At 57.6% G+C, this 19,603-nt stretch carries 20 protein-coding genes, 1 tRNA gene and 1 riboswitch; of the genes, 5 read left to right on the forward strand and 16 right to left on the reverse strand.

Going from position 1 to position 19,603, the window contains the following annotated elements; all coding sequences use genetic code 11:
• From tenA to EJL02_RS01510, 7 genes are all read right to left on the reverse strand, one after another.
• The gene (tenA, locus tag EJL02_RS01480; RefSeq protein WP_125114640.1) at positions 1–672 is read right to left on the reverse strand and encodes a thiaminase II; all 672 of its coding nucleotides are present in this window, start codon (positions 670–672) and stop codon (positions 1–3) included.
• Between the two features lie 66 nt (positions 673–738).
• On the reverse strand, positions 739–1,566 hold the full coding sequence (gene thiM / locus EJL02_RS01485; protein WP_243114371.1) for a hydroxyethylthiazole kinase: 828 nt from the start codon (positions 1,564–1,566) through the stop codon (positions 739–741).
• Complete coding sequence (gene thiW, locus EJL02_RS01490) at positions 1,563–2,072, reverse strand: energy coupling factor transporter S component ThiW (protein WP_125114641.1); 510 nt, start codon at positions 2,070–2,072, stop codon at positions 1,563–1,565. The genes thiM and thiW overlap by 4 nt, the downstream gene beginning before the upstream one ends.
• 6 nt (positions 2,073–2,078) lie before the next feature.
• Positions 2,079–2,870, reverse strand: a complete 792-nt coding sequence (thiD, locus tag EJL02_RS01495) for a bifunctional hydroxymethylpyrimidine kinase/phosphomethylpyrimidine kinase (RefSeq protein WP_125114642.1) — start codon at positions 2,868–2,870, stop codon at positions 2,079–2,081.
• 84 nt (positions 2,871–2,954) lie between these two features.
• A riboswitch (TPP riboswitch) is annotated at positions 2,955–3,058 on the reverse strand.
• Between the two features lie 26 nt (positions 3,059–3,084).
• Positions 3,085–3,852 carry a carboxymuconolactone decarboxylase family protein gene (locus EJL02_RS01500; protein WP_125114643.1) on the reverse strand — a complete coding sequence of 256 codons (768 nt, stop codon included), beginning with the start codon at positions 3,850–3,852 and terminating at the stop codon, positions 3,085–3,087.
• Between the two features lie 21 nt (positions 3,853–3,873).
• Positions 3,874–4,413, reverse strand: coding sequence for a flavodoxin family protein (locus EJL02_RS01505; protein WP_125114644.1), 540 nt, complete (start codon positions 4,411–4,413; stop codon positions 3,874–3,876).
• Between the two features lie 16 nt (positions 4,414–4,429).
• On the reverse strand, positions 4,430–5,596 hold the full coding sequence (locus EJL02_RS01510; protein WP_125114645.1) for an iron-containing alcohol dehydrogenase: 1,167 nt from the start codon (positions 5,594–5,596) through the stop codon (positions 4,430–4,432).
• 177 nt (positions 5,597–5,773) lie between these two features.
• On the opposite strand from EJL02_RS01510, the gene EJL02_RS01515 reads away from it, so the two are divergent.
• Positions 5,774–6,664: a LysR family transcriptional regulator gene (locus EJL02_RS01515; protein WP_125114646.1), complete on the forward strand. Its 891-nt coding sequence runs from the start codon at positions 5,774–5,776 to the stop codon at positions 6,662–6,664.
• Between the two features lie 44 nt (positions 6,665–6,708).
• Here the strand turns inward: EJL02_RS01515 and EJL02_RS01520 are convergent, their stop codons facing one another.
• Both EJL02_RS01520 and EJL02_RS01525 read right to left on the reverse strand, forming a co-directional pair.
• Positions 6,709–7,362, reverse strand: a complete 654-nt coding sequence (locus EJL02_RS01520) for a peptidylprolyl isomerase (RefSeq protein WP_125114647.1) — start codon at positions 7,360–7,362, stop codon at positions 6,709–6,711.
• A 40-nt stretch (positions 7,363–7,402) separates the two neighbouring features.
• Positions 7,403–8,152: a GntR family transcriptional regulator gene (locus EJL02_RS01525; protein ID WP_125114648.1), complete on the reverse strand. Its 750-nt coding sequence runs from the start codon at positions 8,150–8,152 to the stop codon at positions 7,403–7,405.
• Positions 8,153–8,454: 302 nt separating this feature from the next.
• On the opposite strand from EJL02_RS01525, the gene treP reads away from it, so the two are divergent.
• Positions 8,455–10,413 (forward strand): PTS system trehalose-specific EIIBC component, encoded by a 1,959-nt coding sequence (treP, locus tag EJL02_RS01530; RefSeq protein ID WP_125114649.1) that lies wholly within the window; start codon positions 8,455–8,457, stop codon positions 10,411–10,413.
• An 18-nt stretch (positions 10,414–10,431) separates the two neighbouring features.
• Positions 10,432–12,084, forward strand: a complete 1,653-nt coding sequence (gene treC / locus EJL02_RS01535) for an alpha,alpha-phosphotrehalase (protein WP_125114650.1) — start codon at positions 10,432–10,434, stop codon at positions 12,082–12,084.
• 62 nt (positions 12,085–12,146) lie between these two features.
• On the opposite strand, the gene EJL02_RS01540 is transcribed toward treC, so the two are convergent.
• The 5 genes from EJL02_RS01540 to EJL02_RS01560 form a co-directional block, all read right to left on the reverse strand.
• Positions 12,147–13,484 (reverse strand): MATE family efflux transporter, encoded by a 1,338-nt coding sequence (locus tag EJL02_RS01540; protein WP_125114651.1) that lies wholly within the window; start codon positions 13,482–13,484, stop codon positions 12,147–12,149.
• Between the two features lie 76 nt (positions 13,485–13,560).
• Positions 13,561–13,636: transfer RNA gene (locus EJL02_RS01545), tRNA-Pro, on the reverse strand.
• Between the two features lie 158 nt (positions 13,637–13,794).
• Positions 13,795–14,793 (reverse strand): M42 family metallopeptidase, encoded by a 999-nt coding sequence (locus EJL02_RS01550; protein WP_125114652.1) that lies wholly within the window; start codon positions 14,791–14,793, stop codon positions 13,795–13,797.
• Complete coding sequence (locus tag EJL02_RS01555) at positions 14,790–15,812, reverse strand: M42 family metallopeptidase (protein ID WP_125114653.1); 1,023 nt, start codon at positions 15,810–15,812, stop codon at positions 14,790–14,792. Before EJL02_RS01555 ends, EJL02_RS01550 begins: the two co-directional genes overlap by 4 nt.
• Positions 15,809–16,843 (reverse strand): M20/M25/M40 family metallo-hydrolase, encoded by a 1,035-nt coding sequence (locus EJL02_RS01560; RefSeq protein ID WP_243114372.1) that lies wholly within the window; start codon positions 16,841–16,843, stop codon positions 15,809–15,811. Before EJL02_RS01560 ends, EJL02_RS01555 begins: the two co-directional genes overlap by 4 nt.
• 243 nt (positions 16,844–17,086) lie before the next feature.
• On the opposite strand from EJL02_RS01560, the gene EJL02_RS01565 reads away from it, so the two are divergent.
• Positions 17,087–17,398, forward strand: coding sequence for a DUF6442 family protein (locus EJL02_RS01565; RefSeq protein ID WP_125114654.1), 312 nt, complete (start codon positions 17,087–17,089; stop codon positions 17,396–17,398).
• A 3-nt stretch (positions 17,399–17,401) separates the two neighbouring features.
• Positions 17,402–17,611, forward strand: a complete 210-nt coding sequence (locus tag EJL02_RS01570) for a helix-turn-helix transcriptional regulator (RefSeq protein ID WP_125114655.1) — start codon at positions 17,402–17,404, stop codon at positions 17,609–17,611.
• Positions 17,612–17,649: 38 nt separating this feature from the next.
• Here EJL02_RS01570 and EJL02_RS01575 read toward each other — a convergent pair whose 3' ends face one another.
• The gene (locus EJL02_RS01575) at positions 17,650–18,066 is read right to left on the reverse strand and encodes a hypothetical protein (RefSeq protein ID WP_125114656.1); all 417 of its coding nucleotides are present in this window, start codon (positions 18,064–18,066) and stop codon (positions 17,650–17,652) included.
• The gene (locus tag EJL02_RS01580) at positions 18,063–19,601 is read right to left on the reverse strand and encodes a Y-family DNA polymerase (RefSeq protein ID WP_125114657.1); all 1,539 of its coding nucleotides are present in this window, start codon (positions 19,599–19,601) and stop codon (positions 18,063–18,065) included. The genes EJL02_RS01575 and EJL02_RS01580 overlap by 4 nt, the downstream gene beginning before the upstream one ends.
• Between the last annotated feature and the right edge of the window lie 2 nt (positions 19,602–19,603).

Consider the following 19,603-nt stretch of genomic DNA (forward strand, 5'->3'; position numbering starts at 1 on the left):
TTACATCGCCTCGTTCCACGCCATGTCCCAGAACATCGCCTCATAACGCGAGCAATCGACGAAAATATCGGTCAGCCGCTGAAGCTGCGGCTCGGTGTAATCCGCGCTCAGTCGCTCCATCAGCGCGATCAGACGCTGGTTTTCCGCAGCGTAGCCCTCGCTCGCGTAACTGCGCACCCATTCGCCATAAAAGTCGTGGTTTTCCGCGTCAGGGTAGTTTTTGACGATCCACTTGGCGATGTACTCATAGCTGATCGCGCAGGACAGCACAGCCGCCATAATCTCGGCCGGGCCTTCCTCCGCCGCGACCGCGCGCATATAGGCGGTATAGGACTGATTGCTCAGCGAGGGCTTGACGGACTCCGCCTGCGCCTCCGTGATGCCCAGCCGCGCCATATAGCCGCGATGGACCTCCATTTCACCGTTCAAGATGCTGGCCACATAGGAAGCATACGTCCGCATGACCTCGGGTTCGCGGGACTTGACCACACCCTGCGCGAATACCTTTGCGTAATCGAACAGGTACAGGTAGTCCTGCAACAGATAGAAACGGAATTTGTTTACAGCAAGGCTGCCGTCTGCAATGCCCCGGACAAAGGGATGGGTCAAATAACCCGCCCAGATTTCCCGGGACGCGTCCAGCAGTCTTTCGGTGGTTTTGTTATTTTTCAAGGTGGTACCCCCAATGAACGAATTGGACTGACGGCAGATTGCCGGCAGCACTTGTTGTGTTTTTGCTTAAATCAGTTGAATTTGATGTGCGTTTGCCAGATCATCAGCAGTCAGTAAACTGACCGCATCGATCAGGCGTGTGCGAAAGGAAGCGGTGCCCTCCATCTCTTTACGCACGCGCACCTGCGCTTGTTCTCCGCAACGGTTCATCACCTCCGCCGCCGCAACTGCGGCCTCAAATAATTTATTTGGATTCGCACCGCAGTACAATGCGGTCAGCGACGTGAGCATACAACCGGCGCCGGTAATGCGACCCATCAGCTCACTGCCGCCCCGCAGCACTGCGGTGCGTTGTCCATCGGTTATCAGGTCGATCACGCCGGTCAGCATGACGACCGCGCCGGTCTGCCGGCTGAACTGTCCCAGCCACGCGGCAGATTCGGCAAGGTTTTGTTCGGTCACGCGGTCGAGCGCATCGACTTCCACGCCAGCAGCGTTCTCCTGCCCTGCGGCCAGCGCACGAATCTCGGACGCATTGCCGCGGATGACCGACACCAGCCGTTCGGCCAGCAGACGGCCGCACATTTCGCTGCGCAGGCGGCTTGCCCCCGCCGCGACCGGATCGAGCACGACCGGATGACACAGCCGTTTGGCAGTACGCGCAGCCAGTAGCATGGCCTCCTGGGCACGCAGCGCGCCCATATTGAGCGCAAGCGCGTCCGCATGCGACGTGATCTCCTCAACCTCACGCTCATCCTGCGCCATGATGGCCGTACCGCCCGCCGCAAGGATGATGTTCGCGCAGTCGTTGATGGTCACATTGTTGGTGATCGAATGCACCATCGGCCGCACCGCTTGGGTATGTAACAGGATCTGTTTCAGGCTTTCCGTCACCGCAGAGCCCCCTCGAGCTGGCTGAATACCTGCGTGCGCTTGAGCGCTGCCAGCACAAAGACCGAGATGGCCGCGCCGACCGCCGTCGAAACCAGGAAGGACGGCACAAAGGTAAAGAGCGCTGCGGCCGAGTTATTCATCAGCACTGCCGCGATCGGATAGGACGCGATGCCGCCCAGAATGCCCGTGCCGAACACTTCGCCGACATAGGCAACCGGCAGTTTGGGGCACAGCTTATAGGCAAGGCCGCACAGCAGCGCACCAATCATCGAGCCGGGGAACGCCAGCAGACTGCCCAGTCCCAGCAGGTTGCGGATGAGCGAGGCGGCAAACGCCATGCCGAAGGCATACCACGGTCCGAGCAGCACCGCGCCCAGCACGTTGACCATATGCTGCACAGGCGAGCACTTTGCACCCAGCACTGGGATGGAAAACAGGCTGCCGACAACCGCCACTGCCACCAAAAGGCCCGCAATCGTCAGTTTGCGAATGGATTGTTTTTTCATTGATGTTCACTCCTCCGGAAAAATACGACAAAAATGATTGAGCGGCCCGCAGCCGTTTCCGAAACCGGGCGCATGCCGGATGGCGTCGGTCACATAGGCCTTGGCGCGCTCGACCGATTCCGGCATGGAATACCCCAGCGCCAGATTGGACGCAATTGCAGATGACAGCGTACAGCCCGTGCCGTGTGTGTTGGTGGTATCCAGCTGCACGATCTCATAGCGGTGAAAATCCGTGCCGTCATACAGCACGTCCACCGCGCCCGCCATGTTTTTGCCGCCCTTGACCAGCACATTGCGACAGCCCTTGGCATAGATGCGGCGCGCCGCCTCTTCCATATCCGCCGGGGTTTTGATCTGCATATCTGCGATATACTGCGCCTCAGGGATGTTGGGCGTCAAGATGTCCGCAAACGGCAGCACAGATTCGATCAGCGTGCCGACGGACGCGGGGTCCATCAGCGCATCGCCGTTTTTGGCAAACATCACCGGGTCGATGACCACATGCTGCGGCTTGTACTGCGCCAGCTTGCCCGCAACCGCTTTCATGCACGCAGGTGAAGAGAGCATGCCGATTTTGACCGCATCCGGCACGATGTCCTCAAACACCGCGTCGATCTGCTCCTCGATCATCTTGGGACTGATATCCTGAATATCGATCACGCGGGCGGTGTTTTCCGCCACCACCGATACGATCACGCTCATGCCGAACACGCCGTGCGCCGCCATGGTTTTGAGATCCGCCTGCACACCTGCGCCACCCGAGCAGTCCGAGCCGGCAATCGTAAGCACCTTTTTCATCCTGTATTTCCTCCTGTTCATCCGTCCAATAAAAAAGGAACATCCCACATTGGGATGTTCCTTCGCGTCCGAAAATACCCGCACGCATGTGCGGCACCAGCATCCCTACGTTGGCATTATCCAAATCAGGTAAGGTCGAGGTCGAAACCTCCTCTCAGCCTCCCACGGAAGCTCCCTTGCTAGTATATTACGTTATCACTTGTCGAACGGTTTGTCAAGCGTTGTGTCCGCATGCGGCAGCATAAGCTGCGTCATCCACGGCTTCCAACCACTCGTTGCTGCCGTTTTCACCGGGTACCTCGACCGCCAGATGCGAGAACCAGCTGTCCGGCGCGGCGCCATGCCAATGCTTGACACCGACCGGGATATTGACCGTATCGCCCGGATGCAGTTCGACCGCAGGCTTGCCCCATTCCTGATAATAGCCCCTGCCAGCCACACACACCAGAATCTGTCCGCCGCCCTGATCCGCATGGTGGACATGCCAGTTGTTGCGGCAGCCCGGCTCAAAGGTCACGTTGAAAATGCCGACCTGCTCGGTCGAGACCGGCGCGAGATAGCTCTGTCCGACAAAATACTGCGCATATGCGTCGTTCGGCTGGCCGATCGGGAACACCATTTGGTTCTGGTGCGCGGTCTTGCCGTCCGAGGCCTGTTCTTCGTCCGCCCAGACCTCCTTTGCCATGCGAAACGCCGCCCATGCCTTGGGCCAGCCTGCGTAGAACGCCGCATGCGTCAGGATCTCCGCGATCTCGGTGCGGGTAATGCCGTTGTTCTTGGCCGTAGTCAGGTGATACTGGAACGAAGCATCCACCAGTCCCTGCGCCATCAGGCACACCACCGTCACCAGCGAGCGGTCGCGCAGCGAGAGCTTATCCTCCCGGCTCCAAACCTGTCCAAACAATACATCGTCATTGAGTTCGGCAAATTTGGGGGCAAATTCCCCCAGTGAATCCCGTCCTGCCGTCTGCTTAACTGCCATTATGATACGCTTCCTTTCCTGTTAAATCCCACTGCCCATCTCAAACGCGGTTTGCAGCGCCGGATGGCCCTCAATATCTCCTGCGTCCGTCACGCCGCCGGCAAACACACTGCCTGCCAAATGCGCTTTTTCAAAACAGCTGATCCAGCCCTGCAAACCATGCACCGCGCCTTCCGGCGTTTCCGGATCGTCCTCCGCTGCCGCGGTCAATAAGTAGATATCCCGGAAGGCATACTCGGACGGAAACAGCGGATTGGCCCGGTCTAGCATGGTCTTCATCTGGCCGCTCATGCCATAGTAGTAGATCGGCGTTGCAAACACCAGCACGTCTGCCGCACCCATCTGCTGCGCAATGGTATCCGCGTCGTCGCGGATCACGCAGCGCATGGTCTGCTGACAGGTCAGGCAGCCGCGGCAGAACCCGATGTTTTTCTCACACAGATACACCATTTGCACCTGATGGCCCGCTTGCGATGCGCCTTTGGCAAACGCCTCGGCCAACCGGTTGGAATTGCCGTGGCGCCGCGGACTGGAAGCAATGATCAACACATTCTTACCCATATTTTTGCTGCCTCCCTCACATGCTCGCCTTGAGGATCTGTACTACGTCTTCATGCGTCAGCACGCGATAGCCGCCCTGCATGATAAAGGTACCGTCCGCAATGCCTTCCAGCATGTCCTCGGTTACCCCCAGCTCGGAGATATGCATCACCAGCCCGATCTCCTTCATGTATGCTTCCATACGGTCCAGTCCTTCGCGCGCAATCTGCTCATCCGTCTTGCCCGCCGGGTCCACATCCCAAACATTGACCGCATACCTCTTGAATTTCTGCACGCCATAGGGCAAAATAAACTTATAATACGGAATGGAAACCGCCGACAGCGTCATGCCGTGCGTAGCGTCCGTGTACGCGCCGATGGACTGGCCGATCATATGCACTTCCCAGTCGGTCGCCTTGCCCATCGCCACAAAAGTATTGAGCGCCCAAGTCGCGATCCACATGATATTGCTGCGCGCCTCATAATCCGTGGGGTTGTTCACCGCGATGCGCGAACTGTGGATCAGCGAACGCAGCAGGCCTTCCATGACGTAATCCGAGGTGTTGTCGTCCTCTCCGGAAAAATACTGCTCCAGAATATGCGACATAATGTCGAAAAAGCCCGCTGTCATCTGATATTTGGGCAGCGTGAAAGTGAATTTTGGATTGAGGATCGCAAATTTCGGCATCACGTTGTCGCCGAACACATGGCCGATCTTGAGTTTCTGCGCATGGTTGGTGATGACCGAACCGCCGTTCATCTCCGAGCCGGTGCCGACCATGGTCAGCACGCAGCCGACCGGAATGATTTGGTTGTCCACATCCTCCATATTGAGGTAATATTTCTCCCACGGGTCCTGCTCACAATAGGCGGAAACCGATACCGCCTTGGCATAATCGCACACCGAACCGCCGCCAACAGCCAAAATCAGGTCGGCTTTGCCTTCCTTGGCCCGTGCGCAGCCCTCATACAGCTTTTCCACGGTCGGGTTGGGCATCACGCCGCCGTCCTCGATCACATGTTTGCCGCACGACTGCAAAATCCGCATCACGGCATCATAAATCCCGTTTTTCTTGATCGAGCCGCCGCCGTAAACCAGCAGCACGTTTTCCCCGTATTTTTCCAGCTCTTTTTGCAGGCCGTCCAGCGCCTGCTCGCCAAAATACAATCTTGTCGGATTGCAATACACGAAATTTCCCAGCATGACTTTTCTCCTTTCCGGGCATTGCTATGTATCTTTTCTATGTCTTTATTATAAAAAGAAACCATTCAAATAGCAAATGCCTATCTTTTTTGTTCTGTCATGCTTGACAAGCATATATTAATTTTCGTACACTGATGGCATCCCTTGAACCCCTCCCATCGGAAAGCGAGGTACAATATGGAACTTCGGGTTTTGGAATATTTTCTGGCTGTCACACAGGAGCAGAGCATTTCCGCTGCGGCGGAGCATCTGAACCTGACGCAGCCCACCATTTCGCGTCAGCTGAAAGATCTGGAAGAGGAACTCGGCAAACAGCTTTTGGTGCGCGGCAAACGCAATCACAAAATCGGGCTGACCGAAGAAGGCCGTCTGTTCCGCAAACGCGCGCAGGAGATTGTCGAACTGGTGCAAAAGACCGAAAATGAAATCCGACAGTCGGGCCACGGCATCGCTGGAGACGTGTTTATCGGCGCGGGCGAAACCGATGCCCTGCGCGTCATCGCCCGTGTGGCGCACCGAATCCAAACCGAATATCCAGATGTACATTTTCACATCGTCAGCGGCGATGGTCAAGACCTGATGGACCGGCTGGACAAAGGACTTTTTGATTTCGGTCTGCTGCTCGGTACCGGCGATTCCTCCAAATACGATCATCTTTCCCTGCCCATGCAGGATCACTGGGGTGTGTTGATGCGCCGGGATGCGCCGCTTGCGCAAAAAGATCACATCACACCGGAAGATCTGTGGGACAAACCGCTCATCCTGTCCCGCCAGATGATCCATCTGCCAAGCTTCCTGCAATGGATACAAAAGCCCACAGCCGAACTGCAAATCAGCGCGACTTACAATCTGGCGTACAATGCTTCGCTGATGGCAGACGAAAAAATGGGCTATGTTTTGCTGCTGGACAAGCTGATCAATACCAGCGGCAACAGCAACCTTTGCTTCCGTCCGCTGTATCCGGATATCACTCTGGATATGAAACTGGTCTGGAAACGCTATGCTGCCATGTCCAAAGCCGCCGAATACTTCCTGACACAGCTCCGCGCAGATATTGCATTGTTCTGATAGAAAAAACCGTCTCCTAAAGGAGACGGTTTTCTTGTATCTGTTCAATCCAAAATGGTAATACTTTCGATCACCGGCTGATTTTCCGGCAGCACAGTGCCGTTGCTGTCCTCCACCGGCGTGTTTTCGCAAATTTGATCGACAATATCCATGCCGTCGGTCACATAGCCGAAGCAGGCATACTGTCCGTCCAGATAAGTGCTGTCCTGATGGACGATGAAAAACTGTGAGGACGCGCTGTCCATATCCTTCGCACGCGCCATTGAGATCGCGCCGCGCGTGTGCGACAGGTCGTTCTCCACACCGTTTTCCGAAAATTCACCCTTGATGGTCTGGTCCGATCCGCCGGTGCCGTCACCGTTCGGATCGCCGCCCTGCATCATAAAGCCGTTGATGATGCGATGGAAGGTCAGGCCGTCATAAAAGCCGTCTTTCGCCAGATCCATGAAGTTCTGCACGGTGATCGGCGCGGCGTCGCCGTCCAGTTCCACCGTGATCGTACCCATGTCCTGTATCTTGATCTCCGCATGATGCGTGCCGATGCCCGTCGTTTCGGTCTGGGTTTCAGTCTGCGCCGTATCCAGTTCGTCTGTCTGCGTATCCGCAGCGGTATTCTGCTCTCCTGCGCCGCCGCAGCCGCTCAGCAGCAGCGCTGCCAAAATCCCGCAAATGCCCCAAAAACGTTTGCTCTTACTCATTGTGTTGCTCCTTTGCCTGTGTTCATTGGTTTGCGATGTATTATTTTTCTTCCGGTCTGCCGTGCGCCGAAGAGCGCCGCACCGCATTATCCTGAAACCGGAAAAAGTTCGGATGGTGGCGCGACTGGGTATACTCGAACATCACCCCATCGCTGTTGTATGTATGGCTGCTCACGACCGCAAGGCAGTTGCAGTCACCCATATCCAGATATTGCAGGTCAAGCGGCGTAGCCTTCTCCACCGTCACCACACGTTTGCTGTTGATGATAGAGATATGCCGCTCGTTTTCCAGATAACGATAGATTGACCCTTCCGCGATCTCGCGCGTCAGGCCCTGCGCCACATCCTGCCGGAAATAGCTATGGTTGAAAATCAGCGGACGGCCGTTCAAGTAATGCAGGCGCTGGATGTAATACAGCGGCGTCCCCTCCGCAAAGCCGGTCTTTTCCGCCAGCCGCGCATCCGCTTCGACCGAAGAAAACACCAATACCTTGTTCGTGCCGCGCTGCTGATTGCGCGCAGCGGACTCGCTGAATGTCTCGATCGTCCCCAGTGTGAAAGTCGTCTGCTGACTCGGCTGGAAAATATTGCGCATGCCCTTGCCCTGCATGGTCTGCACATAGCCCACCCGCACCAGTTCCGCCACCGCGCGGCGCAGTGTGTTGCGCGAACACCCCAGCTCCGCGATTAAGGTATGCTCACTTGGCAACAGCTCCTGCGGCGGATACTCACCGGATTCAATTTTTTCCTTCAAGAACTGATACAGCTGTTCATATTTCGCCTTTGGCATGGCACACCTCTTCGCAGTACAAACTCATTTTATTATTATAACACATCCCCGCACGCTTGCGGCACCTTGTTCCGTAAATTCACAAAAAATCCAATCATATATCGGATGCATTAGCTTTTTGCACGAATTGCAAAACATTTTATTGTCGTTTTCCCCATTTCGCTCAGCAATACACCCAAAAAAATTTTGAATTTTTTGTTAAAGAATCGGCTTGTTTTCCCGCTTTCAAAGCAGTATCCTATCCTCAATAAACAACTTGTTTGAACAAGTTTGCGGGCAACAAAAAAACGGGAGGAAAATTCATGGGAAAGTACCAGCAGGACGTCCAAACGCTGCTCGATAAGATCGGCGGAAAGGGCAACATTCAGGCGGTTTCGCACTGCATGACGCGCATGCGTTTTGTGCTCGTCGATCCGAAAAAGGCGGACGAAAAGGAAATCGAAAAGATTCCTAGCGTCAAAGGCACATTTACGCAGGCCGGTCAGTATCAGGTCATCATCGGCAACGACGTGGCAAACTTTTATCAGGAATTCACCAAGTTCGCCGGCATCGAAGGCGTAAGCAAGGACGCGGTCAAGAGCGCGGCCAAAACCAACCAGAATCCCCTTCAGCGTATCATGGGCGCGCTGGGCGAAATCTTTGCCCCGATCATCCCGGCGCTGATCTGCGGCGGCCTTGTGCTCGGCTTCCGCAACATCATCGGCGAAGTCGATCTGCTGAATGGACGCACACAGTCGCTGGCTGACGTGTCCCAGTTCTGGGCGGGCATGTACAGCTTCCTGTGGCTGATCGGCGAGGCGATCTTCCACTTCCTGCCGGTCGGCATCACTTGGTCGATCACCAAAAAGATGGGCACAACCCAGATTCTCGGCATTGTGCTCGGCCTGACGCTGATCTCCCCGCAGCTGCTCAACGGCTTCTCGGTCGCCACTACCCCGGCCAGCGAAATCCCGGTTTGGGACTTCGGCTTTGCGCAGGTGCAGATGATCGGCTATCAGGGACAGGTCGTCGCAGCCATTATGGCGGGCTTCGTGCTGGTCTACTTAGAGAAATTCTTCAAAAAGATCTGTCCGGAAGTCGTCAGCATGGTCGTGGTGCCGTTCTGTGCACTGGTTCCGGCTGTGTTGATCGCGCATACCGTTGTCGGTCCGATCGGCTGGAAGATCGGCGACTTTATCGCCAACATCGTCAACATGGGCCTGGCATCCAACTTCAAACTGGTCTTTGCCGCGCTGTTCGGCTTGTTCTACGCGCCGATTGTCATGACCGGCTTGCACCACATGACCAACGCGATCGACTCGCAGCTGGTCAACACCTATGGCGGCACCAACCTCTGGCCGATGATCGCGCTGTCCAACATCGCACAGGGCTCGGCGGTGCTCGCCATGTCCTTCCTGCAGAAGCGCAATGAGCGCGCGCAGCAGGTCAACATCCCGGCATGCATCTCCTGTTATCTGGGCGTGACCGAGCCGGCACTGTTCGGCGTCAACCTCAAGTACGGTTTCCCGCTGGTCTGCGGCATGATCGGTTCAGCCTGCGGCGCGGTCATCTCGATCGGCACCGGCGTCACAGCCATCAGCATCGGCGTCGGCGGCCTGCCGGGCATCCTGTCCATCTTTCCGGAATACTGGGGTAAATTCCTGCTGGCAATGGCCGCGGCGATCGTCGTGCCGTTCGTGCTAACCTATATCGTCGGCAGCCGCAAGCTGTCCCGCGAGGACCGCGTACTCGAAACCGCACCGGCAGCCGCGCCTGCGGCGGAACCATCCGCACCGGCGGCCGTCGAGGCTCCGTCCGAGACCGCTTCCATCACCCTCCAGGCGGTCTGTGACGGCCATACCCTGCCGCTCTCCGAAGTGCCGGATGATGTGTTCTCCAAGGGCGTCATGGGGGAAGGCATAGCCTTTGAACCGACCGGCGACACGATCTACGCGCCGGCGGACGCCACCGTTTCGGTCGTCATGGAGGACAGCCGCCACGCCTGCGGCCTGCAGCTCGCGGACGGCACCGAACTGCTCATCCACATCGGCGTGGACACGGTAGACATGAAGGGCGACGGCTTCACCCTGTTCGTCCATGAAGGCGACCACGTTAAGACGGGCGACAAACTGATCTCCTTCTCCCCGGAAAAGATCGCGGCTGCCGGCCACCCCAAAACCACGGTGTTTATCGTCACCGAACCCGCGGGCCACACCAATATGATGTTCCACACAGGCATTGACGCCAAGCACGGCGAGACGGCCATCGCCGAACTGTCCTGAACCAGGAGGAAACACAAGATGTACGATTTTCGCAAAAGCGTTGTTTATCAGTGCTATTTCAAATCCTTTTTTGACTCGAACGGAGACGGCGTCGGCGATCTCGGCGGTGTGACTGCCAAGCTCGACTATTTGAAAACGCTGGGCGTGGATTATATCTGGCTCAACCCGTTTTTCCCTTCCCCGCAGCGCGACAACGGCTATGACGTGGCCGACTACTGCGCGGTCGATCCGCGTTTCGGCACAATGGCGGATTTTGAAACACTATCCCAGGAAGCCGCAAAGCGCGGCATCCGCCTGATGCTCGATATGGTGTTCAACCACACCTCGACCGAACACGAATGGTTCCAAAAGGCGCTCGCAGGCGACAAGGAATACGAGGACTTCTATATCTGGCGCGAAGGCGGCGCGGATGGCACGCCTCCGAACAACTGGGAGAGCAAGTTCGGCGGCAATGCGTGGCAGTATGTGCCCGAAAAGGGCAAGTGGTACCTGCACCTGTTCGACCCAACGCAGGCCGACCTGAACTGGGAAAATCCTCGTGTGCGGCAGGAGCTGCAAAAAGTCATCCGCTTCTGGATGGACAAGGGCGTCAAGGGCTTCCGCTTCGACGTGGTCAACCTCATCAGCAAAGGCTCATACAAGTCCGACGATCAGGGCGACGGCCGCCGTTTCTACACCGACGGCCCGCGCATTCACGAATTCCTGCATGAGCTGAGCGCTGCGACCTTCGGCACGGATGCCGAGATCATCACGGTCGGCGAAATGAGCAGCACCAGCATGGAAAACTGCTACCGCTACGCAGGTGCGGACACCGGTGAGCTGAGCATGGTGTTCTCGTTCCACCACCTCAAAGTCGATTTTGTCGGCAACGAAAAATGGGTGCTGGTACCGTTTGACTTCTTAAAGCTCAAGAACATCCTGTTCTCATGGCAGACCGGTATGAGCGACCACAATGCGTGGAACGCGGTGTTCTGGTGCAACCACGATCAGCCGCGCGTCGTCTCCCGCTTTGGCGATGAGGGCGAGTACTGGGCACCGTCGGCCAAGATGCTCGGCACGGTCGTGCACTGTCTGCGCGGCACGCCCTACGTCTATCAGGGCGAGGAGATCGGCATGACCAATGCGGGCTTTACCTCGCTCGACCAATACCGCGACGTGGAAAGCATCAACCACTATCATATCCTGCGGGCACGCGGCCTGCACGAGGACAGCGTCTATGACATCCTGCGCGTGCACTCGCGTGACAATGCGCGCACGCCCATGCAGTGGGACGCGAGCGCGCACGGCGGCTTCACCACGGCGGAACCGTGGATCAGCGTCAACCCCAACCACACCCGCATTAACGCCGCGGCGCAGGTTGGCGACCCGGATTCCGTGTTCACACACTATCAAAAGCTGATCGCGCTGCGCAAGCAGTACGACGTGATCGCCTATGGCGACTTTGCCCCGCTTGACCAGCAGCACCCGTCGGTGCTGGCTTATACCCGTCGCTTAAACGGCGAGCAGTTGGTCGTCGTCAACAACTTCTACCGCACCGAAACGGACTGGACCTGCCCGGTCGATCTCGACGGCTTCACCTGCCTGCTGTCCAACTATCCGGACAGCACGGTCCAGACCAAGCTGCACCTGCGTCCCTATGAATCGCTGGTGCTGCACCGCGCGGCAAAATAACATCCTTCCTGTTTTCCCATAGAAAAGGCCCTGTCTCTCCCATGGAGACAGGGCCTTTTCGTTCAGTCTGTTTCAGAATGCCGGATATACCAGAAATAATACGGAAACTCAAACAGCAGCATCACACTCCAGCCGATCGCGCAGGCGATGCTGATGCCGAAGATCCCCCAACGCGGCGCAAGCAGCGCGGTGAAAACCACGCGCAATGAAGTCTGGATAAACGTACCGAGCAGTGTAATGCGAAGCTTTCCCGCACCGCGGAAAAAGCCTTGTATGCCGTTGGTGAACGCCGGAAACAGATAGAAAAACGCCATTGCCGTCAGATATTGCACACCCAGACCGGTTACGGCCTGCGCGTCCGCGTCGCTGACGAACAGCCCCATCACCGGCCGGCGCAGCAGCAAAACCGCCGCACAGATCAGCACCCAGTAAAGGCTTTCCAGCCGCAGACCGCGCCACAATCCTTCCCGCGCACGGCGGAACTGCCCCGCGCCGCGGTTTTGCGCCACAAACGTGGTGATACCGTGCGAAATGCTCTGCTCGGGCGTAAAAGCAAAGTCGTCCACCCGCGTGACGGCATTGAACGCCGCGATCACATCCACGCCAAGCGTATTGACCGTCCCTTGAATGAGCAGCTTGCCGACCGGCTGACAGGCCTGTTGCAGTGCCGTCACCAGACCATACCGCAGTGTTTGCCGGAGCATCGCCGCATCGATCCGCCATTCCTGCCAACGCAGCCTCAACAGTGGCACCTTTCGATAGATATACACAATGGACAACACGGCGGACACGGCTTCCGCCACGACGGTCGTCACGGCGGAACACACGATGCCGAATCCAAGCCATCCGATGAATACGATATCGAGCGTGATATTGAGCAGCGACGACACGATCAAAAACCGCAGCGGCGTTTGCGCATCCCCCACGCTCTTGAGCGCCGCCGCCAGCGCATTGTAAAAATAGGTAAACGGTGCACCGATGAAAATGATCCGCAGATAAGCGGTCGTAATCTGCATCAGTTCCTGGGGCACCTGCAGCAGCTGCAGCAGCGGCACAGCAAAGCAGATGCCCGCCGCCGCCACCGCGGCGGAAAACAGCAGGCCAAACAACAGCGTTGTCGCCATTTCCCGCTTGAGCTTGTCCTGCTTGCCCGCGCCGAAATAGTTGCTCATCAGCACACCCGCACCCATACAGATGCCGGAAATACCGAGGATCAGCAAATTCATCACCGGGCTTGCCATGCCGGTCGCCGCAAGCGCTTCCTTGCCGATAAACCGCCCTGAGATGATCGAATCCGCCGCATTATAGGTCAGCTGGAACAGATTGCCCAAAACCAGCGGCACGGCATAACGAACCAGATGTCTGGTGATATTCCCTTCCGTCATATGAACCGCCGACATATGGCCGTCTCCCCCGTTTTCCGCATGGCTGCATGATGATAATGAAAAACGGAGAGTCCAAAATGGACTCTCCGTCTGGTCCGAGTGACAGGACTTGAACCTGCGGCCTCTTGACCCCCAGTCAAGCACGCTACCAGCTGCGCTACACCCGGATTTCCGATTTCTAATAAATCTTGCTAAAATAGAATATCAAATTTGACGGGCTTTGTCAAGGAAAATCTGCGAAAAACCCGAAATTATCCAGCCCCCAGACGGACGGGAAACCAGCGTTTCCGCTGTTCCCGCCCGATTGGACACCGTTTTTTTAATTTTACGCCCCGAACGATACCGCAAAGCGCGCCAGCATCTTTGCCGCATCCTCCACGTCGCTGACCGCGCACATTTCGCTCGGCGAGTGGATATACCGCGTCGGAATGGACACGGCGCCTGCCTGTACGCCCGCGCGCGCCTTTTGCAGCGCGGCTGTATCCGTGCCGCCAAACTGCAAAATCTCACGCTGGGTGGCAACGCCGCAATCGGCTGCCGCCTGCTCCAGCGCCGCGCACACCGCCGGCGTACAGATCACCGAACGGTCCATCACCTTGACCGTCGGGCCCTTGCCCATATCGACCGCCATCGGCGTCTTTCGCTCGGGCAGATCGCCCGTGTCGGTCACATCCACCGCGATCGCGACATCCGGCTGCACGGCGAACGCCGCCGCGCCTGCGCCGCGCAGACCGACTTCCTCCTGCGCCGTGAACACGAAGTACAGGTCATTGTCGGTCTCCCCGATCTGCTCCATCGCACGCAGTAGGGTCACACAGCCAATGCGGTTATCCAGATACGGGCCGCACAGCACACCGTTCTGCTCAAAGCGCGGCGCTTCAAATACCGCGAAATCGCCCACCTGCACCTGCTGTTCTGCGTCCGCACGATCCTTTGCGCCGATGTCGATGAACAGGTTGTCCAGCGTCAAATCCTTGAACGGCGTTTTCTCCTCATAAGAGATGACGCCGCGCGTGCCGTTGGCAAACCGCACCATAATATTGATGAGATCGCCCTTAAACAGGCCGCCAACCTGCGAAAAGCGGATAAAGCCCTTTTCGTCAATATAGGTGGCGACCACGCCGATCGAATCCATGTGTGCGGCAAACAGCACCTTTTTGCCGCTTCCCTTTTTTCGGCAGATGAGATTGCCGAGCGCATCGGTGGTCACGTCGTCAATATATTCGCCCGCGATCGCCGCAATCGCCTCACGCACGGCATCCTCGCGGCCGGACGGACCGAACGCGCCGCCGACCTCGTTCCATAAATCAAAAACCTTGCTCATTCGGTTTCTCCTCCCAGTTCTTCCAGAAATGCGCGCGCTGCCTGCAAAACCGCCTCACAGTCGCTCAGCGCCGCCACGCTCGACGGCGAATGGATATAGCGCACCGGGGCAGCTACCGCACACACGCGCACACCCGCCCGGCTTTTGTGGATGCGGCCTGCATCCGTGCCGCCGGAAATGCGGGTCTTGGTCTGCCACGCAATCCCGCGCCGGATACACGCGTCGCGCAGCAATTCAAACAGTGATGCATCGTAAATGGTCGCGCCGTCCATAAACGGGATCACCGCGCCGCCGCGCACATGGCAGACGGCCTTGCCGTCCGTGACCTCGGCCAGATCGGCCGCGGTCGTGCCTTCGATCACAAGCGCAAAGCCTGGGTCGAGCGCATAGGCCATGCTCGCCGCACCACGCAGGCCGGTTTCTTCCTGCACGGTGAAGCAGAACCAGGTATCGACCGGCGGCTGCTCTTCGAGCAGCGTCAGCAGCGTCGCACAGCCGATGCGGTCGTCGATCGCCTTGGCCTTAATCAGACCGTCGCCAAACAGCACCACATCCGAGTCAAATACGCCATAGTCGCCGAGTGACACCTTCTCTTCGGCGGCTGCGCGGCTGGTCGCGCCGATGTCAATATACAAATCCTTGGTCTTTGGCATGGTGCGGCGCTCGGAAGCGGTCGTCAGATGCACCGCCTTGATGCCGATGACGCCGCGTATGTCGCCAAACCGCACGCCTTTACCGATCACGACGCGCGGGTCTACCCCGCCGACAAAGCCGAATTTCAGCATGCCGTCCTCGGTGATCTTTTTGACGATCACGCCGACCTCGTCCATATGCGCGCACACGGCGACCGGACGATCCAGCGCCTTTTTTCCCTTACGGAACACCATCACATTGCCGATGGCATCCGTCCGGATTTCATCCGCAAAAGGCTTCGCCTTTTTGAGCACAAAATTGCGCACCGCGTCCTCACAGCTCGACGGGCCGGGCAGTGCGCACAGCGTTTGCAGCAGTTCGGTCATGCTTCCACCTCCCCGTCAAAGTCGCACAGGAAGCGATACATCAGTTCCGCCACGTCCTCCACATCGGACGTTTTGACCACCTCGACCGGTGTGTGCATGTATTTCTCCGGGATAGACAGCAGCGCAGTCGCAATGCCGTGCGCGACGATCTGCATCGTCCACGCATTCGTACCAGTGTTGCCCTCCATCACCTCAAGCGAATAGTCGATGTCGTTGGCCTTGGCCGTTTTAATCAGCATTTTGGTCAGCGCACGGTGCAGGTTGGGTCCCATGCCGATGGCCGGGCCGCTGCCCAGCTCGAACACGCCGTCCGACGGACCGTCCGGCGTTTTGCCGTGCGTCACATCCACCGCGATCGCGTATTCCGGCTGCACCGCAAACACGCCGGTCTGCGCGCCGAGACCGGTGACCTCTTCCTGCGCGCTGATGAGCACCGCAACGTTGCAGCGGCGCTTTTTGTGCTTTTTGAGTTTTTCCAGCGTCAGCAAAATCGCGGCAACACCCGCCCGGTCATCCAGACATTTGCTGCAAACCTGTCCGCCGAGCAGCTTCACCGGCTGCTGCGCGAACACGATCGGCGTGCCGACACGGATTTTCTCTTTAGCGTTTTCCAGACCGGTGTCGATCAGCATCTGATCGATCGGCACGGCCTTATCCTGCTCGCCCGGTTTGAGCAAATGCGGCGGCATGCAGCTGACCACGCCGTACAGCGGCTCATCGGCCAGAATGGTCACCTCGGTGGCGAGCAGCATGCGCGGATCGACGCCGCCGACCGGCGCAAAACGCAAAAAGCCGCCATCCAGCACATCGGTGAGGACAAAGCCGATCTGGTCCAGATGCGCGTCGAGCAGCACGGTTTTGGCATGCTTGCGACCGCAGCCCTTGTAGCCCAGCACATTGCCGTTATGGTCTACCTCGACCGTATCACACAGCGGCCGCAGCAGCGCGGCAACCGCCTGCGCCGCCTGTTCTTCAAACCCGCTCACCGCCGGCAAAGCGCACAGCGTATGCAGGGTTTTCTCTATCTGCAAGGAACATTCCTCCTTTTTGATCTGCGGCGAGCCGCAGCCCGCCCGCAGATTCTATTATACCCGTTTCTCCGGCCGGAGACAATACGACATCCATGAGATGAACAGATTTTGCGTCCCTTTTCCTTCTTTCAGCATCTGCCAAGAAAACTTTGCAAATTCTCTTGACAAGTTCACTTGTCATGTTATACTAAAGGCGCAAAGAATACTTGGCACAAGAAGGATAGAGATAGAGAGGTGCTTTTTATGAACAAAGAGGAAATTCTGGCAAAAAGCCGCAGAGAAAATCTGGATGAAGGCAAAAAAAATGCAGAAAACAAAGGTAGAGAAATAGGCATTGTCTCATTTCTGATTGTCTTGGTTTTTCTCTTCATTTTCAACATGTGCAACGGACAATCAAACGACGCACTGGCCGCCGTTTTTTGGTCTTATGTTGCGGCCGAAGCCTATCCCCGCTATCGGTTCAGCAAAGATAAAACGCTGTTGGTGACCGCCATTGCTGGTGGTTTCCTTTCTATCGCCAATCTCATCACCTATGTAATGCGCGTGGTGGGGTGAGCAATGAACGACAAGCTGATTTTACACAACCGTTTGAAAGAAGCGCGCAGCGAGAAAAAGCTATCACAAGCGCAGCTTGCAGAACTGGTCGGCGTGTCGCGCAACACGATCAGCTCGATTGAAACCGGCCAGTTCAATCCCACGGCCAAGCTGGCCCTCATCCTTTGTGTTGCGCTGGACAAAAAATTTGAAGATTTGTTTTATTTCGAATAACAACGAAAAACGGCTGCGTTTGCAGCCGTTTTTTTCTGTCACAGCAGCCGCAGCGCCATGATCTGCTCGACCGGTATGACCGTGTTGTCCTCGAACACGATCTGCTTTTCCTGCTCGCGGATTTTGCATGCGCGCCCGCGCACGGTAACATACGCGCCGCCCGTCTTTTTCTCATCCGGCACGAAATAGGTGATCTCCACCGCCGGTCGCGTGCCGATCCGCGCGCGCAGCTGACCGATGCGCGCATCCAGCTCCGCGATCACGCCTTCGTCCAGCGCCGCACGCGGCTGGGTCAGGCGCGCGGTTTCCGCGATCGCGTCCCCATGGCCGGTCAGCGCGGCAAAGGGCGCAAACTGCGCCGCGCGGTTTTGCCGCGGCATGGGCGGGTGCCGCAGCGATCTGTGATGCGGTAAATACAGCAGATCCTCATACCGCTCTGCCCCTGTTTTGCTCACGCCCTATGCCCTCCAATCTGGTCGTTGCGCGCGCGTGTTGTCGCGGCTTCCTGCAAATCCATGCCCTTGAGGATCGCGTTTTTCCCAAACTTCCGCTTGATGGAAAGGATCGCCTGCTGCATCTGCTGCTCACGCGCTAGCGCAGCAGCCTGCTCCCGTTCCCGCTGTTGCTGCGCCGCATAGTCGGTGAACAGGTTGATCTGCTCATACTCCGGCGTCCGCTCCACCGCGGCTTCCTCCCGCAGATGATTGGCCGACAGAGAAAGCCGCCGCACCAGCAGTTCCTGCTGCACGATACGGTCATAAAGGGCGCTGACCGCATCGGTCAGCAATCGGGCCGAAGCGGTGTGTCGTCCCAAGTTGGCTGTGCCGTGGGCATGCTTCGGAACGGCACGGCCATAATGGTCGGTCACGACCGGGCCATGATACTGCGCACGCCGCGCGAGATCGGTCAGGCTGACGCGGTCATAGCCCACGGTCAGCACGATCTGGTCGGTCAGCAAATGCTTTTCCACCAGATCAAGGGCAAGCAGATCGACCATTTCACGCACCACCAGCCGCGCGTCGGCAAAGGAATATGGCTCCTGCAGCACCTGTCCGGCGGCAATGCACTTTTCCGCCGGACGGTACGCCCGGATTTCCGCAATGGTACAGGGTTCAAAGCCCCAGGCATGATCGATCAGCAGCTCGGCGTTCACGCCGAACAGACGGTACAGCAGTTCCTCGTTGTAATACTCCTGCGATGCGCCCACCGAACAACGCGCAATATCACCCATGGTGCGCAGTCCAAGCTGTTCCAGCTTGCGCGCATAGCCGCGTCCCACCCGCCAGAAATCGGTCAATGGCCGGTGCGTCCACAGCCGTTGTCGGTAGGACAATTCGTCCAGCTGCGCAATGCGGATGCCATCCGCATCCGGCGCGATATGCTTGGCCACAATATCCATGGCGACCTTGGCCAGATACAGGTTGGTGCCAATGCCCGCAGCCGCGGTGATGCCGGTCGTGTGCAAAATGTCCCGCACGATGCGCGCCGCCAATTCGCGCGCGGACAGTCCATAATGCGGCAGATAGGCGGTCGCGTCGATGAATACCTCATCGATCGAATACACATGGATGTCCTCCGGCGCGATATATTTGAGGTAGATCTCGTAAATCCGCGTGCTCCACGCAACGTAATGCGCCATTTGCGGCGGTGCGGTCAGGTAATCGACCGCCAGAGACGGATTTGCCCGCAGCGCGCCATCGTCGCAGGATTTACCCGTCAGGCGATGCCCCGGCGCTTGATACTGCCGCTTTTGGTTGACCTGCCGCAGCCGTTCGCTCACCTCAAACAGGCGCGCCCGCCCCGGAATGCCATACGCCTTGAGCGAGGGCGACACCGCAAGGCAAATGGTCTTTTCCGTGCGGCTAAGGTCCGCCACCACCAGATTGGTGGTCAGCGGGTCCAGCCCGCGCTCGACGCATTCGACCGAAGCGTAAAAGGACTTCAGGTCAATGGCAAAATAGGTGCGCGTCTGCGCTGCACATTCCGACATCG

Source organism: Agathobaculum sp. Marseille-P7918 (assembly GCF_900625105.1).
GTDB lineage: Bacteria > Bacillota > Clostridia > Oscillospirales > Butyricicoccaceae > Agathobaculum.

Coding starts and splice junctions, on each gene's coding strand:
- thiW (WP_125114641.1), bottom strand. CDS start 2,072: ATGAAAAAACAATCCATTCGCAAACTGACGATTGCGGGCCTTTTGGTG.
- thiD (WP_125114642.1), bottom strand. CDS start 2,870: ATGAAAAAGGTGCTTACGATTGCCGGCTCGGACTGCTCGGGTGGCGCA.
- EJL02_RS01500 (WP_125114643.1), bottom strand. CDS start 3,852: ATGGCAGTTAAGCAGACGGCAGGACGGGATTCACTGGGGGAATTTGCC.
- EJL02_RS01505 (WP_125114644.1), bottom strand. CDS start 4,413: ATGGGTAAGAATGTGTTGATCATTGCTTCCAGTCCGCGGCGCCACGGC.
- EJL02_RS01510 (WP_125114645.1), bottom strand. CDS start 5,596: ATGCTGGGAAATTTCGTGTATTGCAATCCGACAAGATTGTATTTTGGC.
- EJL02_RS01515 (WP_125114646.1), top strand. CDS start 5,774: ATGGAACTTCGGGTTTTGGAATATTTTCTGGCTGTCACACAGGAGCAG.
- EJL02_RS01520 (WP_125114647.1), bottom strand. CDS start 7,362: ATGAGTAAGAGCAAACGTTTTTGGGGCATTTGCGGGATTTTGGCAGCG.
- EJL02_RS01525 (WP_125114648.1), bottom strand. CDS start 8,152: ATGCCAAAGGCGAAATATGAACAGCTGTATCAGTTCTTGAAGGAAAAA.
- treP (WP_125114649.1), top strand. CDS start 8,455: ATGGGAAAGTACCAGCAGGACGTCCAAACGCTGCTCGATAAGATCGGC.
- treC (WP_125114650.1), top strand. CDS start 10,432: ATGTACGATTTTCGCAAAAGCGTTGTTTATCAGTGCTATTTCAAATCC.
- EJL02_RS01540 (WP_125114651.1), bottom strand. CDS start 13,484: ATGTCGGCGGTTCATATGACGGAAGGGAATATCACCAGACATCTGGTT.
- EJL02_RS01550 (WP_125114652.1), bottom strand. CDS start 14,793: ATGAGCAAGGTTTTTGATTTATGGAACGAGGTCGGCGGCGCGTTCGGT.
- EJL02_RS01555 (WP_125114653.1), bottom strand. CDS start 15,812: ATGACCGAACTGCTGCAAACGCTGTGCGCACTGCCCGGCCCGTCGAGC.
- EJL02_RS01565 (WP_125114654.1), top strand. CDS start 17,087: ATGAACAAAGAGGAAATTCTGGCAAAAAGCCGCAGAGAAAATCTGGAT.
- EJL02_RS01570 (WP_125114655.1), top strand. CDS start 17,402: ATGAACGACAAGCTGATTTTACACAACCGTTTGAAAGAAGCGCGCAGC.
- EJL02_RS01580 (WP_125114657.1), bottom strand. CDS start 19,601: ATGTCGGAATGTGCAGCGCAGACGCGCACCTATTTTGCCATTGACCTG.